At 64.6% G+C, this 21,202-nt stretch carries 26 protein-coding genes; 13 read left to right on the top strand and 13 right to left on the bottom strand.

The features are described from left to right. Positions 1–67 precede the first annotated feature (67 nt). Positions 68–2,206, top strand: a complete 2,139-nt coding sequence (locus HHL25_RS22095) for a hypothetical protein (RefSeq protein WP_169595404.1) — start codon at positions 68–70, stop codon at positions 2,204–2,206. Between the two features lie 101 nt (positions 2,207–2,307). Here the strand turns inward: HHL25_RS22095 and HHL25_RS22090 are convergent, their stop codons facing one another. Continuing rightward, positions 2,308–2,943, bottom strand: coding sequence for an NrsF family protein (locus tag HHL25_RS22090; protein WP_169595403.1), 636 nt, complete (start codon positions 2,941–2,943; stop codon positions 2,308–2,310). Then, complete coding sequence (locus HHL25_RS22085; RefSeq protein WP_169595402.1) at positions 2,940–3,494, bottom strand: sigma-70 family RNA polymerase sigma factor; 555 nt, start codon at positions 3,492–3,494, stop codon at positions 2,940–2,942. Before HHL25_RS22085 ends, HHL25_RS22090 begins: the two co-directional genes overlap by 4 nt. A 224-nt stretch (positions 3,495–3,718) precedes the next feature. Between HHL25_RS22085 and HHL25_RS22080 the strand changes: the two genes are divergently transcribed. The 7 genes from HHL25_RS22080 (at position 3,719) to HHL25_RS22050 (ending at position 8,298) form a co-directional block, all read left to right on the top strand. Continuing rightward, positions 3,719–3,988, top strand: a complete 270-nt coding sequence (locus HHL25_RS22080; RefSeq protein WP_169595401.1) for a BufA1 family periplasmic bufferin-type metallophore — start codon at positions 3,719–3,721, stop codon at positions 3,986–3,988. A 59-nt stretch (positions 3,989–4,047) separates the two neighbouring features. Further along, entirely contained in the window at positions 4,048–4,329 is a 282-nt protein-coding gene (locus tag HHL25_RS22075) for a BufA1 family periplasmic bufferin-type metallophore (protein ID WP_169595400.1), read from the top strand. Positions 4,330–4,401: 72 nt separating this feature from the next. Next, positions 4,402–5,256: an MNIO family bufferin maturase gene (gene bufB, locus HHL25_RS22070; protein WP_169595399.1), complete on the top strand. Its 855-nt coding sequence runs from the start codon at positions 4,402–4,404 to the stop codon at positions 5,254–5,256. Positions 5,257–5,264: 8 nt separating this feature from the next. Further along, positions 5,265–6,047 carry an HvfC/BufC N-terminal domain-containing protein gene (locus tag HHL25_RS22065; RefSeq protein WP_169595398.1) on the top strand — a complete coding sequence of 261 codons (783 nt, stop codon included), beginning with the start codon at positions 5,265–5,267 and terminating at the stop codon, positions 6,045–6,047. Further along, positions 6,044–6,532, top strand: coding sequence for a DoxX family protein (locus HHL25_RS22060; RefSeq protein WP_246701942.1), 489 nt, complete (start codon positions 6,044–6,046; stop codon positions 6,530–6,532). The genes HHL25_RS22065 and HHL25_RS22060 overlap by 4 nt, the downstream gene beginning before the upstream one ends. Before the next feature lie 257 nt (positions 6,533–6,789). Next, entirely contained in the window at positions 6,790–7,935 is a 1,146-nt protein-coding gene (locus HHL25_RS22055; protein WP_390624536.1) for an AI-2E family transporter, read from the top strand. A 21-nt stretch (positions 7,936–7,956) separates the two neighbouring features. Continuing rightward, entirely contained in the window at positions 7,957–8,298 is a 342-nt protein-coding gene (locus tag HHL25_RS22050; RefSeq protein ID WP_169595396.1) for a DUF1491 family protein, read from the top strand. Between the two features lie 24 nt (positions 8,299–8,322). Here HHL25_RS22050 and HHL25_RS22045 read toward each other — a convergent pair whose 3' ends face one another. Continuing rightward, positions 8,323–8,736, bottom strand: a complete 414-nt coding sequence (locus HHL25_RS22045; RefSeq protein ID WP_169595395.1) for a rhodanese-like domain-containing protein — start codon at positions 8,734–8,736, stop codon at positions 8,323–8,325. Between the two features lie 129 nt (positions 8,737–8,865). Beyond that, positions 8,866–9,951, bottom strand: a complete 1,086-nt coding sequence (locus HHL25_RS22040) for a DUF2336 domain-containing protein (RefSeq protein WP_169595394.1) — start codon at positions 9,949–9,951, stop codon at positions 8,866–8,868. Positions 9,952–10,295: 344 nt separating this feature from the next. Here HHL25_RS22040 and HHL25_RS22035 point away from each other — a divergent pair, with 344 nt between their 5' ends. Next, the gene (locus HHL25_RS22035) at positions 10,296–10,490 is read left to right on the top strand and encodes a hypothetical protein (RefSeq protein WP_169595393.1); all 195 of its coding nucleotides are present in this window, start codon (positions 10,296–10,298) and stop codon (positions 10,488–10,490) included. 19 nt (positions 10,491–10,509) lie between these two features. Here HHL25_RS22035 and HHL25_RS22030 read toward each other — a convergent pair whose 3' ends face one another. The 4 genes from HHL25_RS22030 to HHL25_RS22015 all read right to left on the bottom strand — a co-directional run bounded on the left by HHL25_RS22030 (position 10,510) and on the right by HHL25_RS22015 (position 12,809). Next, positions 10,510–11,058 carry a DUF1254 domain-containing protein gene (locus HHL25_RS22030; protein ID WP_169595392.1) on the bottom strand — a complete coding sequence of 183 codons (549 nt, stop codon included), beginning with the start codon at positions 11,056–11,058 and terminating at the stop codon, positions 10,510–10,512. After that, positions 11,051–11,638: a DUF1214 domain-containing protein gene (locus tag HHL25_RS22025; protein ID WP_169595391.1), complete on the bottom strand. Its 588-nt coding sequence runs from the start codon at positions 11,636–11,638 to the stop codon at positions 11,051–11,053. The genes HHL25_RS22030 and HHL25_RS22025 overlap by 8 nt, the downstream gene beginning before the upstream one ends. A gap of 102 nt (positions 11,639–11,740) precedes the next feature. After that, entirely contained in the window at positions 11,741–12,421 is a 681-nt protein-coding gene (locus tag HHL25_RS22020; protein ID WP_169595390.1) for a class I SAM-dependent methyltransferase, read from the bottom strand. Continuing rightward, positions 12,408–12,809 (bottom strand): hypothetical protein, encoded by a 402-nt coding sequence (locus HHL25_RS22015; RefSeq protein ID WP_169595389.1) that lies wholly within the window; start codon positions 12,807–12,809, stop codon positions 12,408–12,410. The genes HHL25_RS22020 and HHL25_RS22015 overlap by 14 nt, the downstream gene beginning before the upstream one ends. A 112-nt stretch (positions 12,810–12,921) precedes the next feature. Between HHL25_RS22015 and HHL25_RS22010 the strand changes: the two genes are divergently transcribed. Then, on the top strand, positions 12,922–13,287 hold the full coding sequence (locus tag HHL25_RS22010) for a winged helix-turn-helix transcriptional regulator (RefSeq protein WP_169595388.1): 366 nt from the start codon (positions 12,922–12,924) through the stop codon (positions 13,285–13,287). A gap of 44 nt (positions 13,288–13,331) precedes the next feature. Here the strand turns inward: HHL25_RS22010 and HHL25_RS22005 are convergent, their stop codons facing one another. Continuing rightward, positions 13,332–13,724 (bottom strand): MAPEG family protein, encoded by a 393-nt coding sequence (locus HHL25_RS22005; RefSeq protein ID WP_169595387.1) that lies wholly within the window; start codon positions 13,722–13,724, stop codon positions 13,332–13,334. 433 nt (positions 13,725–14,157) lie between these two features. Then, positions 14,158–14,907, bottom strand: a complete 750-nt coding sequence (locus tag HHL25_RS22000) for an SDR family oxidoreductase (protein WP_169595386.1) — start codon at positions 14,905–14,907, stop codon at positions 14,158–14,160. 98 nt (positions 14,908–15,005) lie between these two features. Between HHL25_RS22000 and HHL25_RS21995 the strand changes: the two genes are divergently transcribed. Continuing rightward, a complete protein-coding gene (locus HHL25_RS21995; protein WP_169595385.1) occupies positions 15,006–15,911 on the top strand; it encodes an AraC family transcriptional regulator in 906 nt (301 codons plus the stop codon). 29 nt (positions 15,912–15,940) lie between these two features. Here the strand turns inward: HHL25_RS21995 and greA are convergent, their stop codons facing one another. After that, the gene (gene greA, locus HHL25_RS21990; RefSeq protein WP_169595384.1) at positions 15,941–16,423 is read right to left on the bottom strand and encodes a transcription elongation factor GreA; all 483 of its coding nucleotides are present in this window, start codon (positions 16,421–16,423) and stop codon (positions 15,941–15,943) included. A gap of 312 nt (positions 16,424–16,735) precedes the next feature. Here greA and HHL25_RS21985 point away from each other — a divergent pair, with 312 nt between their 5' ends. Next, positions 16,736–16,957, top strand: coding sequence for a hypothetical protein (locus tag HHL25_RS21985; RefSeq protein WP_169595383.1), 222 nt, complete (start codon positions 16,736–16,738; stop codon positions 16,955–16,957). Between the two features lie 28 nt (positions 16,958–16,985). On the opposite strand, the gene HHL25_RS21980 is transcribed toward HHL25_RS21985, so the two are convergent. Next, on the bottom strand, positions 16,986–18,185 hold the full coding sequence (locus HHL25_RS21980; RefSeq protein WP_169595382.1) for a GGDEF domain-containing protein: 1,200 nt from the start codon (positions 18,183–18,185) through the stop codon (positions 16,986–16,988). Between the two features lie 173 nt (positions 18,186–18,358). After that, the gene (locus tag HHL25_RS21975) at positions 18,359–20,518 is read right to left on the bottom strand and encodes a transglycosylase domain-containing protein (protein ID WP_315853112.1); all 2,160 of its coding nucleotides are present in this window, start codon (positions 20,516–20,518) and stop codon (positions 18,359–18,361) included. A gap of 202 nt (positions 20,519–20,720) precedes the next feature. Here HHL25_RS21975 and HHL25_RS21970 point away from each other — a divergent pair, with 202 nt between their 5' ends. Continuing rightward, complete coding sequence (locus HHL25_RS21970) at positions 20,721–21,185, top strand: YcgN family cysteine cluster protein (protein WP_169595381.1); 465 nt, start codon at positions 20,721–20,723, stop codon at positions 21,183–21,185. The last annotated feature ends 17 nt before the right edge of the window (positions 21,186–21,202 follow it).

The raw sequence follows: 21,202 nt of genomic DNA, 5'->3' as shown, positions 1-21,202 counted from the left end.
CATTTGACTTCACTGGTGGTTGTATTGTCAGTTTTGAGAAACTGGCACTATTTGGACCACGCTCGTCATGCCGCAACAACTTACTCGCTCTGCCGTCCGCATTTACGGCGCGCTATCTGCACTCGGTAGCGAGAGCGGAAATCTTATGGAGGCAATACTACCTTTCTTTGATCCGGTATTGCGTTTGTACAACGGCAACAAACTTGATCCCAATGTGATCGCTTCAGCCGTCAGAGATACTTACAAATGGAACTTCAACGCAGACCTCGTTGAGGCATTTGTCCCATATTTGGAACGCCAAGGATGGGTCGTCGCGGACATCGCTGCGAACAAGGATACTAGCTACACAATTCAAATGCCCGTCCAAGTGAACTTTGACGAGACGGCGCAAAACGTGGAATCAGAACTACGTCGGATCGCTATTCAGTTTAAATCATTCTCTGAAAGCCTGTCCCCGCTCACGACTATTCCAAGAGACGTAGAAGAGTTCGAAGATATTCTTGTCGAATGGCTTCTCTATATCGAGGCGTTCAGTGAGCGTAATATAGATTTTCGGGCTGGATTTAGAAAAGATGAGACAGGAACACTACGGCAATATGTAGAGATTCCAAATACTACGTCGCTTCGTGATGAAGAAAAATTCCTGTGTGCGCGTTTCGTAAAACGGGCAATCGAAGAAGATAAAGGAAGCGCTGAGGTTCTGGCTCGAATTGCCGCGATTGGGTTGTTGACAGAAGTTGTGCAGGACTTTGTACGGCCTGTAACGTCCGTCGATAGAACAGATCTAATAGTTTATCTTGATGCGCCGGTCGCGATGGAATTGCTTGGTGTTTCGGGGAGGTTGGCTCGAGAGAATACGGAGCCAGTAATCGCAGAACTGATCCGGATAGGTGCTTCCATTCGGATATTTGGACAGAGTATAGAAGAGATAAAGAATAGCCTGGAGGCCGTGCTGAGAAACTCTCGACCTACAGGTCCGACCGCCCAAGCAATGCTGCGGCGTGAGGTCTTGCGGGAATATGTTATGGAGGTCTCAAGAGATCCGTCATCTCTATTGGAAAAGAAGGGCGTGAAAATTGCGTATCGCACGATGGATCAGACCCCTTCCGAACACCAATATTTTACGAAAGAACAATGGGAGGAACTCTATAGCAAGCTTAGTTTCGCAGAGAATCCACGTGCGAGAGAGCATGACGCAGATGTCACCGCATTCGTTGTAAGACAACGACACGGGAGAACTAGTCGAGATATTTTTAAGTCGCACGCGGTCCTGCTCACTCGAAATGGCCTGCTTGCACAAATCGTCCGAAAAATATCCGCCCAAGCCACGGCGCCTGCTGCTGATGCTGTGCCACCGGTCGTGCATCGCCGAGTCTTGGCGACTGCAATGTGGCTTCGGACAGGAATGGGGGCAGGCGATCTCAACATTCCAAAACGCATGCTACTTGCCAGCTGCGAACACGTCCTAGCTATCCGGCCAGGTGTAGTGGACGCGGTCAAACGCCTAACCGAGGCGCTAGGTGATACAGATAAGACCCGCCAGCTTGACCTATTGATCTCTCAGGACCGTAGCGCGCAAGCGCTCATGGACAAAACACTCGGCGCGACGAACGTTGTCACTGAAGAAAACTTCGCGTTGCTTTGGCAAGAGATGCTGCACCCCCATCTAGAAGAAGAACGCTTGAAGGGGCAGGCCTCGTTGAACGAGGCGCGTGCGGAAAGTAAGCGGCGTTTGGAGCACGCCAACCAAAAGATCGAAGCCATCCAAAGGGAACGGGAGCAGCAGGAGGCGTCGTTAGGCGCACAATTGGCCACAAAGCTGCAGGAGGATCGAGATGCAGTGGTGGCGCTATGCGCGGATGTAGAACGCGTGCTCGCTCGGAAGAGAGAAATCAGAATTGGTTTGGCACTCGTAATCGCTTTGGTTTCGTGCATTCCGATGTTGTTGGAGACGACGCCAATTGTCCGCTGGCTTGCAGTGTTTTTTGGCTTCTTGTTTGCGTTTCTGACAGCAACAGGTGGGAGGCTTCTGAGGGTCGAAACGGGGAGTGAGGGGGCGCTCAACGAACTTCTGAAAACAGCCAAACATCGGCGGCTCGTCAGCAAACTTGAGCAATTTGACGTTAAGTGGATGGGCAAAAAATTCGTTATTGATGATCAAGAAAAATTGCCATCGGCCGGGAACCGCAATGAGTTGTTCGGATAGAACAATTGCAAGTTCATATTTCTGCTGCGTTCTCGGCTGAGTGCTGATCGCAGACGCAGTTCGCTGCCAGATACTACGCCCTCCGTCGTGGCGCACCGCCCCTACCACCGCAGCAACCGCCGCCCCGCGACATAGCCGGCGGTGGTGACGATCGTGATCGCCAGGGTGTACCAGGTGGCGAGGAAGAGGGGGCTGTCGTCCGGGCAGTGCCAGGCATAGAGCGCGGCCCCGATCGCGCTGGCCGCAAGGCCGGCCACAGCACCGGCGCGGCCCGGGTTTTCCGGCGCACCTTCCCGGAGCGCGGCGATGAAGGCGGCAAGCGGGGCGAGCGAGAGCACCGGAATGAAGAACACGCAGAAGGCGGCGTGCTGGCCGCTAAGGTTGGCGCCCCATTCCGCCTGCGGCACGGTCAGGAGTTCGGCGGCGACCGCGACTGCCACGGCGCCAAGCACGCCGGCAAGCGCCATGATCCACGCGCCGGTCGCCGCCCCCGGCCGGCCGATCCGGGTCAAGAGGCCGAAGCCGGCGATGGCGAGCGCCAGCGTCGCGCCGATCTTGAAGGCGACGCGTGCGGTTTCCACTGCGCTCACGAGGTTATGGCGCAACCCGACGGAGGCGAGGAAAACGGCCCCGGAGACCAGCACGCCGGCGCAGAGCGCCAGCGCCAGCATGCGGCCAAGACGCAGCCGGACGGGCGCATCCTCGGAAAGCAGTCTGATCAACTCGTCGGTTTTCACGTCTCACTCCGATAAAGGGTGGCAAGCGATTTCAGCGCCCGATGCAGCGCCACCCGCACCGCACCTTCCGTCATCTTCAGCCTGAGCGCCGTTTCCCGCACCCCGGCGCCCTCGATCGAGATCGACCGCACGATGTCGCGCTGCGGATCCTTCAGCCGCTCGAGCAGGTTCAGCGCATCCTGCCGGTCGAGATTGCTCGTCTCCGACGGCGCCTCCAGCGTCTCGATCACGTCCTCGATCGGCACGCTGACGCGGCGTCCGCGTCTCCTCAGGCTGTCGATCAGCTTGTTGCGCACGATCGTCGAGAGCCAGGGGCCGATCGGCCGGGCCGGATCCCAGCTGCCGCGCTTGAGGTGGACGGCGAGCAGCACCTCCTGCACGATGTCCTCGGCTTCTCCGGCCGGCGCACCGAACTGTTCGCAGCGGCGCCGCGCCATCGACCTCAACCGGGGAGTGACCGCGACAAGAAAACGGTTATAGGCCTGCGCGTCGCCGTCAATGGCGCCGCGCATCCATTCCGCCCATTCCACTTCCTGCACTGCCTGCTTCACATTGACCTCTACGGGCGCCCACACGTTTTTGTTACCAGAAATTTTGATCGCCGCGGAAATGCATGGCAAGTCCATGAATTGAATGCGGAATTCTGAACCGGAAAAGAAGACCTTCGCCGTCTCCTCGACAATTTTCCGCAAACCGGCCTGTAACGTCCGCACGCCCCGCCGCGTAGCCCGAGATACCAGGCCAATTCCGGCCCGGGATCTGAGGAGAACTTATCATGAAGACCAGTCTCGCCACCCTCGCGCTTGCCAGCTCGCTCGCTTCGGCCCTTGCCGCCGTCTCCGCCCCCGCCTTCGCCGAGGATGCCAAGGAGAAATGCTACGGCATCGCGATGAAGGGCCAGAACGACTGCGCCGCCGGCAAGCACGACTGCGCCGGTCATTCGACCATGGACTACGACAAGCAGTCCTTCAAGCTGGTGCCCACGGGAACCTGCACGACCATGATGACGCCCGACGGCGGCCATGGCTCGCTGACCCCGGCCTGATCCCCGGCTTGATCTTGAGATCGACCCCGACCACCCATCGTCCAACAAGGAAGAAGACCATGAACAACACCTGCAACGTGCTGGCCGCTTCGCTTGCCGCCGCCCTGAGCCTCGCCGCAAGCCATCCGGCCGCGGCGCAGGATGCCTCGAAGGAGAAGTGCTACGGGGTCGCCCTCAAGGGGCAGAACGACTGCGCGGCCGGCCCCGGCACGACCTGTGCCGGAACCTCGAAGATCGACTACCAGAAAAACGCCTGGAAGCTCGTGCCCGCCGGCACCTGCGAGGCGATGAAGACGCCCGACGGCCACGGCTCGCTGATGCAGGGCCCGGCGCCCGTCTGAGGTCGCTCGAACACAAGGGGTGGCGCGGATTGAGCCGCGCCCCTCGATTTCCATTCCATCCGGAGAGTGATCATGCAGGCCTCAACGCTTCCGCGCCGGACCGGCGTCGGCTTCAAGCCCGAGCATTTTGCCGAGATCGATACGGGACCCCAGCCGCTCGGCTTCTTCGAGATCCATGCCGAAAACTACATGGGGGCGGGCGGCCCGCCGCATGCGCGCCTTTCCCGGCTGCGCGAGGATTATGCGCTGTCGGTCCATGGCGTCGGCCTGTCGATCGGCGCCATGCAGCCGCTCGATCGCGATCACCTGAAGCGCCTGAAGGTCCTCTGCGACCGCTACCAGCCGGAGAGCTTTTCCGAACATCTCGCCTGGTCGAGCCACGGCGAGGTCTTCCTCAACGACCTGCTGCCGCTTCCCTATACGAAGGCGACGCTTGACGGCGTGGTCGCCCATATCGACGAGGTGCAGGCGCTCCTGAAGCGGCAGATGCTCCTGGAAAACCCGGCCACCTACCTGACCTTCCGGGAGAGCACCTTCGAGGAAACCGACTTCCTTGCCGAGGTCGTGCGCCGCACCGGCTGCGGCCTGCTGCTCGACGTCAACAACGTTTTCGTTGCCGCCACCAATCACGGCATCGATCCGCGCGCCTATCTTGCCCGCTTTCCCCTTGCCCATGTCGCCGAGATCCATCTGGGCGGACACTCCGAGACGACCGACGACGCCGGTGCGGCGCTGCTGATCGACAGCCACGACACGGCCGTGAAGGATCCCGTCTGGGCGCTCTATGAGGAGGTGATCGACCGCACCGGGCCGATCGCAACCCTGATCGAATGGGACAACGACGTGCCCGACTGGCCGGTGCTGCTGGCCGAAGCGCGCGCCGCCGAAGACATCCTCGAGCGCGTCGCGCGACGGCGTGCCGCGTGAGGCCGCCCATGTCCGCTTCAACGCTCACCGCCTTACAGCCGGAATTCGCCGCAGCGCTCACGGACGCTTCGCTGCCGGTGCCGGAAGGGCTCACATCCTGGACCGCGGATCGCCCGCCGCGGCGTTTCGCCGTCTATCGCAACAATGTCCGCTCCGGTCTCGTGGCGGCCCTTGCGTCGCGCTTTCCGGTGACGGAGCGGATCGTCGGTGCGGATTTCTTCTCGGCCATGGCCGCGGAGTTTATTGCACGCCATCCGCCGCGCTCGCCCTTGCTGCTGACCTATGGCGACGACCTCGCCGATTTCGTCGCCACCTTCGAACCGGCGCGCGATCTGTCCTACCTGCCCGACGTCATCCGGCTCGAGGCGGCCCGGGGCAGGGCCTACCACGCCGCGGACATGGCCCCGCTTGAGGCGAGCGACCTGACCGGGCTCGATCCGGAACGGATCGGCGACCTGCGCCTCGTTGCCCATCCGTCCCTGTCGATCCTGCGCTCCGCCCATCCGGTGGTGACGATCTGGGCGATGAATGCCGGTGAGATGCCGCTGCAACCGGTGGACGACTGGAGCGGCGAGGACGCCCTCGTGCTGCGCCCGGCCATGATCGTCGAGGTTCACCGGCTTCCATCGGGGGCCGCCGTGTTTCTCTCCGGCCTTGCGGCGGGCCTCACGCTTGCCGAAGCGGCCGAAACGGCGCTCGGCGACACTCCCGAATTCGACCTTGTCAAAAACCTCGTCGGCCTGATCACCAGCGGGGCGTTTTCGAAAATCCAGACACCGGAGGAAGCATGATGTCGCAACAAGCCAAACTCGTCGCGGACGGCCGGCCGTCGGCAATCGGCCTCGTCACGAGGGCCCGAAATCTCGCCGAACGTATCCCGCATGACCTGATCGCGCTTGTCGCGCGGCTCGGCATCGCCGGGGTCTTCTGGCAGTCGGGCCAGACCAAGGTCGAGGGCTGGCATCTCTCCGACAGCGCCATCTACCTCTTCGAGAACGAATACCGCCTGCCGCTCCTCGATCCCTGGCTCGCCGCCCATCTGGCCGCCTTTGCCGAACATCTCTTCCCGGTTCTGCTGGTGCTGGGGTTGTTCAGCCGCCTCTCGGCGCTCGCCTTGCTCGGCATGACGCTGGTCATCCAGACCTTCGTCTATCCCGGCGCCTGGCCGACGCACGCCACCTGGGCCGCCTGCCTGCTGCTGATCATCGCCGGAGGTCCCGGGCGGCTGGCGCTCGATCACTGGATCGCCGGCGCCCTCGGCCTGCCGCGCAGATAGGCGCTCACGCGGTTGCGCACACCCCCCGTCTTCCCCCCGTCATGCCGAGCCCCCATATAGGCGGTCATTGGTCGCATTTCACAACCTTTGCCTTGACGGCGGGGCTTCGGCCAAACATTGGTGGATCGGGGATTGTTGGGCCGCAGGGCGCCGGCGTCTCCGGATCAAGTCGGAGGGTGGGCGTGAGTTCGAAGAAGACCGGGAATCGACAGGCCGTCACGGCGCCGAGCCAGTTCGACCTTCGCCGCGACGAGCGCATCTCGCTGGTGGGCCCGCGTTCGGCGGCGCGCTGGCTCTTGGTCTTCGTGCTGCTCGCCGGCGTCTATTTCTTCCACGGCTTCCTCGTGCCGGTGCTCGCAGCCCTCGTCATCGGCTTTGCCTCCTGGCCGCTCTATCGCCGCCTGCTCTCGGCGGTGAACGGCAATCGCACGCTCGGCGCGACGATCGCCATCCTCTCGGTCATCTCCTTCATCGTCGTGCCGATCTCGCTCGCTGCCGCCTATGCAGTGCAGGAGGTGAAGATCTGGGCGGTGTGGGTGATCGCATCCAACGCATCCGGCGCGCCGGTTCCCTCCTGGCTCGGGGGCATTCCGCTGATCGGGGAGGCGCTCGCCGAGCAGTGGACCAAGCATCTGAGTCACCCCGGCGGCATCGGCGAGGTCATCCAGCTCACCAGCGGCTCCAACATCGGCAGCATCTATCGCGGCCTGCTGGTCGTCGGCGCCTCGGCCTTTCAGTGGTTCCTGACCCTGCTCTTCATGCTGATCACGCTGTTCTTCGTCTATCGCGACGGCGCCCACCTGATCGCCCAGCTCGATCGCCTCGGCGAACGCATCCTGCCGATGCGCTGGGAACGCGTCTCGCGCATCGTGCCGCTCACCATCTCCTCGACGGTCACCGGCATGACCATCATCGCCATCGGCGAGGGCATCGTGCTCGGCACCGCCTACTGGCTCGCCGGCGTGCCCTCGGCCGTCACCCTCGGCCTGATTTCCGGCGTCATGGCGCTGATCCCCGGCGGCGCGCCGCTGTCCTTCACGCTCGTCTCCTTCTATCTGATGGCGAGCGGCTCGCTGGTCGCGGGCCTTGCGCTCTTCGCCTGGGGCACGGTCGAGCTCTTCATCGTCGACAAGACGCTGAGGCCCCGGCTCGTCGGCGGGCCGATCAAGCTGCCCTTCCTGCCGACCTTCTTCGGCCTGATCGGCGGGGTGAAGACCATGGGCTTCCTCGGCCTCTTCGTCGGCCCGGTGCTGATGGCGCTTCTGGTGGCGATCTGGCGCGAATGGATCCGTGATGCGAGCGAGGAACCCGCCGACCTGTCGTCGGCCGACGCAGTGCCCGACGTTGCGGAAAGCCGGGCGTCTGCATCGGCAAGCGCGACCGCCGTCGGCGAAAACGCCTGAACGGCCGGGACCGGACCCGCCATGCGCGTCAGATCCGATCTCTTCGTCTCCGCGCTCGTCCGCCGCGCCTTTTCCGCCGGTGGCTTTGCCGCCGTCGCGAAGAAGGGTGTCGAGGAAGCCGGCGCCATCTTCGTGCGCCAGCGGTTCCGTGACGGCACCGAAACGCTCTACGGCCCCGCACCCCAGGCCCTCGTCGCCGACGAGGATCGTGATAGCCGCATGTTCGAGTTGAGGCTCGCTCGCGGCGAGCCCGAGGCGGCCGACGCCCTCCTCGAGCGGGAACGCAAATGGGATCCGGATTTCTGGGTGGTGGAACTCGAACTCGACGAGATCGGTGATCTCCTGCCGATGGCAGAGGGCTGAGGCTGCCTTAAGCGTGCCCCGGCGTTACGCCGTGGGCTTCGTCGGATGCTTTCCGACGATCTCCTCCACCGCGCCGCCGGCCGTCTTCCACGCGGTGAAACCGCCGGCGATGTGGCTGACCCGGTCAAGCCCCATGTCCTCGACCGTCTTGGCCGCAAGGGCCGAACGCCAGCCGCTGGCGCAGAAGAACAGGAACTGCCTGTCCTCGGCAAAGACCGGCTTGGCATAGGGGCTTTCCGGATCGACCCAGAATTCCAGCATGCCGCGCGGGCAGGAAAAGGCGCCGGGAATGCTGCCCTCGCGTTCCCGTTCGCGCGGGTCGCGGAGATCGACGAAGACGAGGTTGTCGCGGCCGTGCAGCGCAAGCGCGTCTGCCGCCTCGACGGCCGTCACCTGGGCATTGGCCTCCGCCAGCAGTTCCTTGTAGCCCTTCTTCACGCCAAGCCTCCCCGTGAAATGCAAGATGTCTCTTCGCCGCCGATCTTGAGCGGCGGGGCAGGGTGCGTCAACCGCGACGGAGGACGGAGAACCGAAACGGGGAGGTGTGCGGCTGCTGCCGGCGCCGGGTCAGCGCATCCGGTGACGCAGAACCTGCCGGCCGCGCTCGTCCACCGCCTGGGTCGACGGCCGGATGGCGGGGGCCGGACCATTGGACGGAGCCGAGGAATTGGCAGCCTGCGGCACGGCGTCGGCGCTGGCGTCGTCGAAGGTGTAGCTGTCGGCGCGCCGCCAGGTGTCGACCCGCTCCTCGCATTCGATCGCGTCGAGGCCGGAAATCAGCGCCTCGGCACGGCTCACGCCGGCATTCTCCTTGGCGAGATGCGGATAGAGGCGGGTGAGCACGTAGAGCGCCTCGGAGGGGTTCATCGCCACCCCGATCAGCGTGGTGGCGAGCTGCCGGCCGGAAATGTCGAGCAGGATGCGCTCGGCGAGCCAGCGGCTGGACGACAGCACGTCGGCGAGCGTGGTGGCGAAATGACCGGCCTCGCGATTGCGGGCGAAGCGTACGAGAAGCGCCTCCTGCATCGGGGTTACGGTGCGCAGGCCGAGCCGGTCGTCCGGCGGCCGGTTCACATGCGTGGCAAGCCGGCGGATCTGGTCGCGCAGCTGTTCCTCGCGCTCCGCCGTCGTGAGCTGTGTGCCGGGAACGGCCGGCTGTACCGGCGGCTTGGCCACAGCCATCGGCGCGGCGGCATCGGTGGTATCTGACGAGGTCTTCTTCGCGGGCGTGCGTGCCGGCTCGCCGTGGCGAAGGCCGACCAGTGCGTCGATTACGGTCGGCGACAGCTGCTCGCGGCGCACGATGGCGCGGGCGTGTTCTGCCCCTTGCGTGCGGGCGATGGTGATCAGCAGCTCGTCGGAAAGGCAGGGCGAGGAGACGAGAAAGGGTGCGGCGATCGAAATCGGCTGCGAGGCGATGAAGAGCGCGACGGCGCCCGGAACGTTCGGGCATTGCGACAGTGCCGCCACCGCCTGGCGTCGGGCCTCGACCGTCGATGCCTGAAACAGCGGGGTGAAGAGCTCGGCGAATTGCCTGAGCTCCGATTTCGACGGAAACTGCAGGTTCTCGAAACTCGTGACCGTCGCCATCAGCACAACGTCCCTCTTCCTCACGCTTAACGGCTTTTCCAGTTCCCGAAACTGATCGCTCACGGCAAGACCCACGCTTACGCAATACCCATTTGGGACAGATTAGACGCTATTTGTTAGCAAGCTGTTAACTAAGCTGTGGCCAAATCGAAAGGTGGCGAAGGCGCCGGAACATGATTCGCGCGACCTGGCCTCGACCGTAGTTGCGTGCCCCCAGGAGGGCAGGAACGGCTCCCCCCTCCGGTGATGCGCAAGGAGAAAGGCGCAGATGCTCCGCTCGCGCCGTGTTCGTCCCCTTCAGTCAGGGGCGGTTCGGCCTCCGGGGATGTGCTGGCCCTTCACGTGAAGGGCAGGGTGAGATCACGGCATTCATCCGTCTCGATTTCTTTGTTTTGAAGGAGACGAGCATGGCGGAAATCATAAAGATCAAGGATCGGCTGGAGCTGAACGGCAAGTCGACGCGCAAGGCGTCCGGCGCGGCGCAGATATTGCTGTTCACCGGCATACGCTACGAGCGCTTCGAGCCGGCGCCGATGCGGCCGGAGGGATTGCTGCAGGCCCTGCCGCGTCCCGGCGAAGGCATCGACCAGCTGGCCTATTGATCGGAAACCCGCCCCGTCCTCATGGGCCGGAAAGGGGAGTGCAGACCGCCTCTTCGAGGAAGCTCGCGGCTTCAGCCTCGAAACTCGGCTGCGGCGCCATGGTGCGCAGCACCACATAGCCCGTCGTGCCCTTGTGCTCGACGAGGATCGACTGGGTCAGCGCCGCGCCCGGTGCCTTGCGGATCTGCGAGAGCTGCACCGGCGTTGCCAACACCATGTCGAGATTTCCGCCGACAGAGGTCCGGTCGTTCATGCTGAAGACCTCGTTGGAATCCTTGTCATAGATGGCGAGCGACCAGAAGCTCGGGCCGCCACGCGCCAGGAGACGGAGCGGCTGGCGGGCGATGTCGAAATGGCAGACCGCGGTCTTGATGAACGGGTCGACATTGGTGAGCCCGTCGTCCTTCGCCACGTCGCCGAGGCTGTGGAAGCTGTGCGACGGGCCGATCGCCCTGACCCTGGTGAAGGCGTCCTTGCCGGTGAAGTTCGGCAGGGAGAGGATGATGATGATGTGAAGCAGCGCTGCGCCGACGATGCCGGTCACGACGGCATGCATGATCCTATTCATTGCCGCACCCCAGGCGCTCGACCTTCGGCATTTCCAGCCCGATCAGCCCGGAACTTCCGGCCGCCGGCGTGTCGAGCAGCGTCAGCACCAGCGAAAACGCGCCGGTATCGGGCAGCGCCAGCCAGTTCATCGGCTTGGCGGTCGGGGAGACGGTGATGGCGAAGGAGCCGTCGCGGTTGCGCAGGATGCCTTGCGAATTGTGTGCGGCGGGAAGTTCGGCCCGTGTCGCGAGCGGCCGGCCGTCCGGGTCGGCGGCATAGAGCGTCCAGAGCCGCGCCGTCGGCGTCTTGCCGGAGATCTTATAGGTGCAGGTGCCGTTCAGCTGTTCGCCCGCCTCGTCGGAGGCGGCGGTAAACGTCAGGCCCTCCGCCGATCCGTAGAGCAGCCGGCCGGCCTTGGCGCGGTGCGACTTGGCGTAAGGATCGGCATTGGCCGTCTGCACGTCGGGAAAGGCGCTCCACACCCCGATGCGGATCGCACCGAAGCCGGCAGACGCGTTGAGCGCCGAAAGCGTCGTCAGAATGCCGCCGCCGAACGCGATGGCGAGCGTGAGCGCGATGAGCAGAGGAACCCGGAACACGTTTGTCTTTTGAACCCTTGGTGACGGCTGAAAGCGGTATCACTGATTCTAGGCAAGGGGAAGGTTCGGGGACGGTCCGGGGAGGGCGGCAACAGCACGCGATCAGGTTCCGCCGATGGATGTCACCTTGCGTCCGGTGACGCTGGCCGCTGCACCGGACAGCAGGGGCCGAACCGAAATCTCGGACAGACCCGCATCCTCGAACAGGCCGGAAACCGTTTCCGGCGACAGTTTGCGCGACCAGGCCTGCCAGCAACCGAGCACCGTCCGCGAAAAGCCTGTGACCACCAGCTCATCGGCGATCCGATCGACTTTGGCGGTATCGAACTCAAGAACCGGAAAAAGGACCGAAACGTAACCGCCTACCACCGTCACCCGCGTCATCTCGGCGATCAGGACTTCCGGACCTGTCACGACATTGACCAGCGAAGCGGCCACGACGGCCTGAAACGTGCCTTCGCCAAAGGGCAGGGCCAGCGCATCGCCTTCGGCGAACCTTGCGCCGCCGCCGGAATATTTGCGCCGCGCCAGCGCGATCATGCGCGAGGAACGGTCGAGCCCCGTGACGTTGGCACCTGCGGCCTGGAGCGATGCCGACAGCGCGCCCGGGCCGCATCCGACGTCGAGTATGGATCCCCCCGGCCGGAACGGAAACCCGCCTGTCCACTCGTCGAGCATGCTGCGCTGCCAGTGCAGGCCCGCGATGTAATCGAACAGACGCGGCGGACTGGCCGCCATCAGCGCCCCGACCGCCAGTCGCTCGAACATCTCAGCCGGCCGCACGTGTATTGCCTTCCCAGACTGCCCGCGGGCGCAGCCACGTCAGCAGGACCGCGATGACGACCGCGTTGAACATCGGAAATGCGGAAACCTCGAACCCGATGACGCCGGTCAGCGAATAGAAGAGGCCGGCCAGGAAGTCGATGCCCTGGATGGCGATCATGCCGTCGAGCCATGCCCGGTGGCGCAGCGGATCGCCGGCAATGACGAACATTCCGACACCATAGACGAGGAACCGGGCAGCCAGCATGCCAAGCGGATAGAATACTTCCGGCGAGGCGACCGAAATCCCCTGCCAGGCAAGAAACCCGCCCGGCACGGCGATGTAAAGAACCCCGAGCGCGATCTGCACGAGGCCGACGATGCGGCAGACCCAGGTGAGAGCAGTCATTCGATATCTCCTTCGATACTGTGAAATCCACTGATCTTGGGAGATAAGGCACCTTGCTTCATTTTGTGAAGTATGCACTTTATTTATAGTCACTATCAAATTGGAAAGCGCCATGGGCCTCGCATCGGAAACATATCTGCAAGGGGCCTGCGAGGCGGAATGCCCCGTCCGCCGTGCGGCAGAGGTGCTCGAGGGAAAATGGACGACCCTGATCGTGCGCGAGCTGGTGTCAGGTGTGAAACGCTATTCCGAACTCCAGCGGGCCCTTGCCGGCATATCGCCGAAGATCCTCGCCGACCGGCTGGCCCTGCTTCAGGTGAAAGGTTTGGTGGTGAAGACCATTTATCCCTGCGTGCCTCCGAAAACCGAATACGAGCTGACCCCGCTCGGGCGCGAAATGGAAAAGGTCATCCGCGCCATGGCCGAATTCGGGCTCATGCTGCAGGCGGCGGGGGAGGCGACTTCAGCACGACCTTAGGGCCAAAACGCAGGCGGGAATGGCGTTCTGATTGGGGTTTGAACTCAGTGGAAAAGCGCCATGAGCGAAGCGACGACGATGACCGTCCAGGTCGCCATCATCGCCGGCGCGCGCAGTGCATATTGCTGCAGCGAGCCTTCCGGCGCCACCATGCCGAACGGGTGGACGAGGCGGGCGACGAGCAGCGCGATCAAAAGGGCGCGGACCATCGACGGCGCCGATCCGCCCGCCTCGCAGAGCCCGATCAGGATCAGCGCGATCGGCACATATTCGGCAAAATTCGCCTGGATTCGGATGCGGCGCTGCAGCCGGACATCGCCGGCATCGCCGTGATGCGCCCTGAACTGCGCCCGGCCGGCCGAAACCCAGACGGAAAGCAGGATGAACAGCAGGCCGAACAGGCCGGCATAAAATGCGGTCAGGGCAGGAAATATCATCGTCGCCTTCCTCGGTTCGCCGGGATCGATTCGGGACCGATGCTACGCAATCCCGGCGATCCGGTGAAGGCCGGCGGCGCCGTTGCCGCGAAAGCGGGAGAGCTGGCGGAAGATCTGGCGGCGATGACCGTCCAGGGCGCCATCATCGCTGGCGCGCGCGCACCTGTCCGGATTGGGTCTTATGTCAGGACCACGTCTCACCCCACCCCGGACCTTCGGTCCGACCCTCCCCCTCGAGGGGAGGGTGCCAGAGGCGACAGCCAACCCCGCCTCACAGAGTCCCGGTCAAAGTGGCGGATGTTTCTCCGTCTCGGGGAACGGGCGGCGGACGCGACAGCCACCCACCTCCCCCTTGAGGGGGGAGGTCGCCGTAAAGCGGCGGGTGGGGGTGATGGACGGTTCGGCGACCACGACTTGTCCTGCGGGATCTCCGTCAGCCGGCCAGGGCCAAGGCGTCGGCGCCAGCGGGAAGGCGCGTCGGCGACGACGGATCGGTGGCTGCGCGCCACACGGCTTCCGCAACGTCCGAGGCGGTCGTTATCTCCGCGTCTGCCTGCTGTTCCCATCCGGCAAAGACGCCGGCAACCACAGCGGAATAGGCCTCCGGAAAGCCGCCCTGTTCCTGCATCCGGGCGCGTGCCGTCTCGCCGAACCGCGTCGCCGGCGCGCGGCCGGGCAGCACGAGCCGCACGCGGATGTCGAAGGGCGCGAGTTCCAGGGCCGCGGACTCGGTGAACGCGTTCACCGCCGCCTTGCTTGCCGTGTAGGCGGACAGAAGCGCGAGCGGCTTCAGCGTCACGCTGGACGTGACATTGACGATCACGCCGGCCCGCCGCTCGCGGAACTGCGGCAGCACGGCCTGGGTCATGGCGATGGTGCCGATCGTGTTGGTGTCGAAGAGGTCGCGCACCATGGCCAGAGGCGTGCCTTCGACGGCGTTCAGCCAGCCGATGCCGGCATTGTTGACCAGCACGTCGATCGGGCCGCTCGCATCGACCACGGCGCGAATGCTGTCCGGGTCGCGGATATCGAGCCCCATGATCGACAGGTTGGTGGACTGCGGCAGGAGATCCTGTCGCGGCGTCCGCATGGTCGCGACGACGCGCCATCCCCTGTCGAGGAAGAGCTTCGCGGTCTCGAGCCCGAAGCCCGACGAGCAGCCGGTGATGAGAACGGTTTTCATGGGTGTCTCCTTTTTCCGTCTTGGTTTTTTCGAAACTAGACAGACGGATGTAGATTTTACATAATGCATAATCCAAGTTTCGTTATCAGGAGTATCGATTGCGGGATCCACTGGCCGAGATCGTCACATTGCTTCAGCCCGGGGCACCCTTTTCCAAGGTGGTGAGCGGGGCAGGGGCCTGGCGTGTCGAGCGTGAGGAGAGCGGCCGGCCGTTCTATTGCGTCGTCCTCGATGGCAAAGCCCGGCTGGAGGCCGAAGGTCATGCGGCGTTCACTCTTTGCGCCGGCGACTTCGTCCTGATCCCCGCGGCCCAGGCCTTTGCCATGTCGAGCCTCGCCGAAGCGGACGTCACGGGCGCCGATCCGCTTGCCGTCACAAAGCTTCCCGGCGAGACGCGGCACGGCAATCCCGACGGCCCCGCAGAGGTTTTGATGCTGGTCGGACACTTCGTCTTCGGATCGCCGGACGCGGCGCTGCTGGTGTCGCTCCTGCCCCGGCTTCTCCATGTCGAGGGCGATGCGCGGCTCTCGGCGATCGTCCGGCTGGTGACCGACGAGGCGCGGGCCGACCGGCCGGGACGCGACATGATCGTGGAGCGCCTGCTGGAGGTGCTGCTCGTCGAGGCCTTGCGCTCGGGCGCCGGCGAGACGGCGCCCCCCGGCATTTTGCGCGGGCTGGCCGACGAGCGTCTTGCCGCCGCGATCCGGCGGTTGCACGGCGAGCCGTCGCGGTCCTGGACGGTGGAGGAACTCGCCCGCGCCGCCGCCCTGTCACGCTCCGCCTTCTTCAACCGGTTCCGCCGGGCGATCGGCGTGGCGCCGATGGAATATCTGCTGTCATGGCGCATGGCGCTCGCCAAGAACCTGCTCATCGCCCGCGACACCGGCATTGAGGAGATCGCCGCACGGGTCGGCTACGGCTCCGCAAGCGCGTTCAGCACCGCCTTCACCCGCTTCACCGGACTGCCGCCCTCGCGTTATGCCGAGCATCTTTCGGCTGGCTGACGGCGGGGCAATCCGACCCCGCAGGCGCCTTAGACGATCCGGGTGATCTCCAGTTCCTGGTCGCCCATGCTCACCACGTCGCCGACGGACTTGCCGGAAAGCAGGCGGGCGACGGGGGAGACGTAGGAGATCGAACCGGCCTTCGGGTCGGCCTCGTCCTCGCCGACGATGCGATAGGTCTGGACCCGGCCGTCGTCGCGCGAAAAGGTGACCGTGCTGCCGAAGGCCACCGTGTCGGTGGTGCTCGGGGCGGGCATCGGCTGGGCGGTGCGAAGGCGCTCGGAGAAATAGCGCAGGTCGCGGAGCGGTCCGGCCGACTGGCGCCGCCGCTCGTTGACGTCCTCGATGGTCGTCGCCGCCTCATAGGCCTCACGCGCCTCTGCAAGCTGCCGTTCGAGCGCCTTCAGCCCGGTCTCGGTGACGAGGTTCGGATGCGGCGAGATCGGACGATCGGGCAGCAGGGTTTCCGAAGCGGCTTCGGCACTCTCTTCCTTGACGAAGGCGACACTCAATGGGCAACTCCTCTCGGCCTGCGCTACCTGTCCCGGGGCAAGCGGCCTTGACCGCCCCTTGCCCCGGGACATCGAACGGACGACCATAGCCGATTGGGCCGGATTGATCCATCGCCCGCCCTTTTTCCCGTCTGTCGAGTAAGCGGGCTACGTCCTCCGGCGGAGAGCGGGACGCCGATCTGGTGGCGGTCCCGCCGAAGGGATGCCGCAGGGCGGCTCCCCTACCCGAAATCGTGATTTAGCAACTTCGGAAAAACGCGCTATCCTCTTGAGGTCAATTCAATGCAGGCCAAGTCAACGGAGGAATGATCGATGAAAACGCTTTCCCTGATGGTTCTGGCGCTTGCCCTTTCGGCCGGTGCCGCCTTTGCCGATTGCGCCTATCACAACACCAGCGCTGCGATCGACGTCGATCGCCAGATGACCACCGCCAGCATCCCGCCTGCCCAGGAAGCCGTCCCGGCGACGGAACAGACCATCGTTCTGCTCAAGAAGACGCAGCGCCGCGTGCCCCCGGCCGATACCACCGAATAGCCGCACCGCCGATCCTCCCCGAGCGCGATTACGCGGCGTCGATGCTACGTGATCCGCCGGGAGACGGTGCCAGCCGCCAGCCGTTCCGGCCGTCGCCCTTCACCCCGTAAAGCGCCTCGTCCGCTGCCTCCAGCAGCTCGTTAAGCAGCGTGTCGCTGGCGATCGAGCCGCAGGCGACCCCGATGCTCACCGTGACATGACGATTGCGGTCGCCGGTATGGGCATGCTCGATCGACAGCGATCTGACCGCCCGGCGCACCCGCTCGGCGAACATGCCGGCCCGCGTCTGGTCGGTGAGCGGCATGACCGCGAGAAATTCTTCGCCGCCGAGGCGGGCGAGGTGCACCGTGTCCGGCAGGTCGCGGCGCATGGCACGCGCGACCTCGCGCAGACAGCCGTCGCCCGCGCCATGGCCATAGCTGTCGTTGAACGCCTTGAAGTGGTCGATGTCGACGATCAGCACCGCCGAGTTCTGCAGTTCGTGCGGCTTCAGCGTCCGGCGCAGCCGGGCGATTTCGGCCTCGGTGCCGCGCCGGTTCGGCAGCTGGGTCAGCGGGTCGGTGGAGGAGAGCCGCGCCAGGTCGTCGTTCTGCCGCGACAGCTCGCGCTTCAGCGCCTCGTTCTCGTGCATCTGCAGGAAGGCCCGCTGCCGCTCGACTTCGAGCTGGTGGCTGGCGACCAGCGTGAGCACCACGGTCGGCAGATAAACCGCGAGGTGATGGGCGACATTCACCGCCGTCATGCCCTCGACGAAGCCGATGAAGCCGTAATTGATCACGGCCGTGACGAGACTTGCGGAAAGCGCGAGGCCGTAGGTCGGCCGGGCCGCGATCGTCACCACCATCTGGAACACCGCCGCGGCATAGTAATAGTGGAGCGCCGCCGGATTGTCGCTGGCCGCCACAATGATGCACCAGACGACATTGCCGGCGATCGCCATCGCCAGCGTGGCGATCTCCTTGTGGCGGATCGGATGCTGGCCGCTCTGGTACCAGCCGAGCGCCAGCATCAGCGGCAGGATCAGGCCGTAGCGGAGCGAAAGGGAAAGCCAGGCGATGTCGCCGAGCAGCAGGATGTCGACGAGCCCGTACAGCAGGTAGAAGGCACCGACCGCGACCGTCGTGCGGGCGAGCGCGCGGTTGCGCGAGGCAGACCGCTCCTGCTCGTAGGAGGCGGCCTGTTCATCGGTCAGGCGGGGCAGCGCATCGAGGCCGAACCAGAGATCCATGCTTCTTCCAAGGGTCTTCGGGGAGACGGGGTGTCCTGAATTCGTCGCGAGGCTTAGGCCGTGGCTGATTAATCCCCTCTTAAATTGAGGGGATTTGCCGGCATGACAAATGCCGACCGCGCCTTGTGGTTAATCGGGGGTAAGCCGAGCCTTCGCAAAGGTCGCGAAATGCGTCAGTCGACGCTCGCGACCTTCTGCGGATCGAGCACGATCGGCTTGGCTTCGTCGAGCATGCGGGCGATGCCGCGGATCATCCGGGTCGTTTCCGCCGAGAGCGAACGCGGGCGCACCATCGGCGGCAGCTTGCCCTCTTCCTCGGCCGGCTTTGCCTTGGCGATTTCCTTTTGCGCCTCCGGCGGCGGGGTCTCGACGCCCGGGATGGGGCGAAGGTCGATGCCCTGGTGGGCATAGTCCATCAGCGCCTTGAAGGTCATCGCCGGCAGCGAGCCGCCGGTCATGTTGTTGGACGAGGTGTAGTCGTCGTTGCCGAACCAGACGGCGGCCGTGTAGTTGCCGGTGAAGCCGCAGAACCACGCGTCGCGATAGGCCTGGGTGGTGCCGGTCTTCCCGCCGGTCAGGACCCCGTCGACGGCGGCGCGCCGGGCCGTGCCGACGTAAGGCACGCGGGTCAGCATCTGGTTCATGTAGGCGGCCGCCGTCTCCGACAGCACGCGCTCGGGCGCCGGCTCGTCACGCTCGAAGTCGTATAGGATGTCGCCGGCATAATTGGTGATCTGCCCGATGCCGTGGCGCCGCGACTGCAGCCCGCCGGCCGGGAAAACGGCATAGGCGGTCGCCTGGTCGAGCACGGTCACTTCCGAGGTGCCGATCGGGATCGTCACGTCCTTGCGGATCGGCGTCTCGACGCCGAACTTCTTGGCCTCCGCCATGATCTTGTCGATGGCGCCCGGGCCGAGCTTGTCCTTGGCGAGGCGCACCGGGATCGTGTTGATCGACTTGGCGAGCGCAGTCTTGATGTCGATGCGGCCGGCATAGCTGTTGCCGTAGTTGTGGGGGCTCCAGTTGCCCCACGAGATCGGCGCGTCGACGATCGGCGAATCCGGCGTCAGGCCCGATTCCATGGCGAGCGAATAGGTATAGACCTTGAACGAGGAGCCCGGCTGACGCAGCGCCCGCGAGGCGCGGTTGAACTGGCTTTCGCCGTAGTCGCGGCCGCCGACCATGGCGCGCACGGCCCCGCCGTTCTCGATCATCACCAGCGCGCCCTGCTTGACGTTGTAGCTCTCGCCATATTCGCGCAGGTTCGCCGCGACCGCCTCTTCCGCCGCCTTCTGCAGGCCGGTGTCGATGGTAGTGCGGACCACCAGCGTATGGTCCTTGAACTTGGCGGCGATGCGCTGCACCTCGTCGAAGGCCCAGTCGAGGAAGAAGTCCGGCGCCTCCGCCTCGTCGCGGTCGATGACGCTTGCCGGATTGCGCCGCGCGGCGATCACCTGACCCTCGGTCATGATGCCGCCCTGCACCATGTTGGACAACACCTCGTTGGCGCGGGCGCGTGCCGCCGGCAGGTTGACGTGGGGCGCATATTTGGCCGGCGCCTTGAACAGGCCGGCGAGCATCGCCGATTCCGCGAGGTTCACCTCGGTCAGCGGCTTGCCGAAATAGAACTGTGCCGCCGCCGCCGCCCCGAAGGTGCCGCCGCCCATGTAGGCGCGGTCGAGATAGAGCGACAGGATTTCCTTCTTGGTGAGGTTCGCCTCGAGCCACAGCGCCAGGAAGGCTTCCTTGATCTTGCGCTCGATCGACCGCTCGTTGGTGAGGAACAGGTTCTTGGCGAGCTGCTGGGTGAGCGTCGAGCCGCCCTGCACGACGGTTCCGGCCCTGGCATTCTCGCTCATCGCGCGGGCAAGGCCGAGGAAGTCGATGCCGAAATGCTCGAAGAAGCGCCGGTCCTCGGTCGCCAGCACCGCCTTGATCAGGTGATCCGGCAGCTCGTCGATCGGCACCGAGTTCTCGTGGATGATGCCGCGATGGCCGATCAGGTTGCCGTAGCGGTCGAGGAAGGTGACGGCGAAGTCGCCGTGGTTTCGCCAGTCCTTCTTGGTTTCCTCGAAGGCCGGCTGGGCGAGCGCCAGGAGCAGCACGAAACCGGCGGTGCCGAGCGTCATGCCCTCGCCGAGCACCTCGAAGAACAGCTTTTTCCAGCCGCGCACCCGGAAACGCCGGAAGAAGATGGTGATCTCCTCCCAGGTTTCGGCGAGCTGGAAGCCGGCATTCCACATCGTCGAGTCGATCCAGCTGTCGACGCGAAGCAGGATGTGGCGCTTGAGGCGCGGCTTCTTCTGGTCTTCCGGCGGACGTTCCTCGGCCACGTGCACTTCAATCCTTCAACGAGAAGGCCTGCGCCCTTGACGCGACCGCCGGCAGGGGCCAAGACCGTCCCCTGAAAAGCGCCGGGCAAATCGGCATGCCTTACAATTGGCTGATAGATTGTCGATTTGCGGGCAAAGAACAAGAAAAAAGCGAGGGGCTGGCCCCCGCACGGACGGCCCGGCACAAGGCTCGGGAATGGCGATGAACGACACACCCTACTGGAAGACCAGGACGCTCGCCGAGATGAGCCTTTCCGAATGGGAAGGCCTTTGCGACGGCTGCGGCCTCTGTTGCCTGAACAAGCTCGAGGACTGGGACACCGGCGAGGTCGTCTTCACCTCGGTCGCCTGTCGCCTGCTCGACGGGGAGAGCTGTCGCTGCAAGGACTACGAGAACCGCCAGGAGACGGTGCCGGATTGCATCCAGCTCACCGTCAAGGGCGTCGACGAGATCGCCTGGCTGCCGCCGACCTGCGCCTACCGCCTGGTCGGCGAGGGCCGCGACCTCTACTGGTGGCACTACCTCGTCTCCGGCGACCGCGAAACCGTCCACGAGGCCGGCATTTCCGCCCGCGACCGCACCGTCTCCGAGGACGACGTCGCCGTCGAGGATTTCGAGGATTATGTGGTCGACTGGCCGTTGCATGTCGGGGAAGGGGCGGAGTAGGGGGCGGGGCTGTGCTG

Source organism: Rhizobium terricola (genome assembly GCF_012927355.1).
In the GTDB taxonomy this organism is placed as follows: Bacteria; Pseudomonadota; Alphaproteobacteria; order Rhizobiales; family Rhizobiaceae; genus Allorhizobium; species Allorhizobium terricola.
Note: the sequence above shows the minus strand (reverse complement) of the source record. Positions and strands in the feature narration are given on the sequence as shown.

Coding starts and splice junctions, on each gene's coding strand:
- HHL25_RS22075 (WP_169595400.1), top strand. CDS start 4,048: ATGAACAACACCTGCAACGTGCTGGCCGCTTCGCTTGCCGCCGCCCTG.
- HHL25_RS22080 (WP_169595401.1), top strand. CDS start 3,719: ATGAAGACCAGTCTCGCCACCCTCGCGCTTGCCAGCTCGCTCGCTTCG.
- HHL25_RS22060 (WP_246701942.1), top strand. CDS start 6,044: ATGATGTCGCAACAAGCCAAACTCGTCGCGGACGGCCGGCCGTCGGCA.
- HHL25_RS22000 (WP_169595386.1), bottom strand. CDS start 14,907: ATGAAAACCGTTCTCATCACCGGCTGCTCGTCGGGCTTCGGGCTCGAG.
- HHL25_RS21985 (WP_169595383.1), top strand. CDS start 16,736: ATGAAAACGCTTTCCCTGATGGTTCTGGCGCTTGCCCTTTCGGCCGGT.
- HHL25_RS22015 (WP_169595389.1), bottom strand. CDS start 12,809: ATGACTGCTCTCACCTGGGTCTGCCGCATCGTCGGCCTCGTGCAGATC.
- HHL25_RS21970 (WP_169595381.1), top strand. CDS start 20,721: ATGAACGACACACCCTACTGGAAGACCAGGACGCTCGCCGAGATGAGC.
- HHL25_RS22050 (WP_169595396.1), top strand. CDS start 7,957: ATGCGCGTCAGATCCGATCTCTTCGTCTCCGCGCTCGTCCGCCGCGCC.
- HHL25_RS22035 (WP_169595393.1), top strand. CDS start 10,296: ATGGCGGAAATCATAAAGATCAAGGATCGGCTGGAGCTGAACGGCAAG.
- HHL25_RS22095 (WP_169595404.1), top strand. CDS start 68: ATGCCGCAACAACTTACTCGCTCTGCCGTCCGCATTTACGGCGCGCTA.
- HHL25_RS22010 (WP_169595388.1), top strand. CDS start 12,922: ATGGGCCTCGCATCGGAAACATATCTGCAAGGGGCCTGCGAGGCGGAA.
- HHL25_RS22030 (WP_169595392.1), bottom strand. CDS start 11,058: ATGAATAGGATCATGCATGCCGTCGTGACCGGCATCGTCGGCGCAGCG.
- bufB (WP_169595399.1), top strand. CDS start 4,402: ATGCAGGCCTCAACGCTTCCGCGCCGGACCGGCGTCGGCTTCAAGCCC.
- HHL25_RS22005 (WP_169595387.1), bottom strand. CDS start 13,724: ATGATATTTCCTGCCCTGACCGCATTTTATGCCGGCCTGTTCGGCCTG.
- HHL25_RS21980 (WP_169595382.1), bottom strand. CDS start 18,185: ATGGATCTCTGGTTCGGCCTCGATGCGCTGCCCCGCCTGACCGATGAA.
- HHL25_RS22065 (WP_169595398.1), top strand. CDS start 5,265: ATGTCCGCTTCAACGCTCACCGCCTTACAGCCGGAATTCGCCGCAGCG.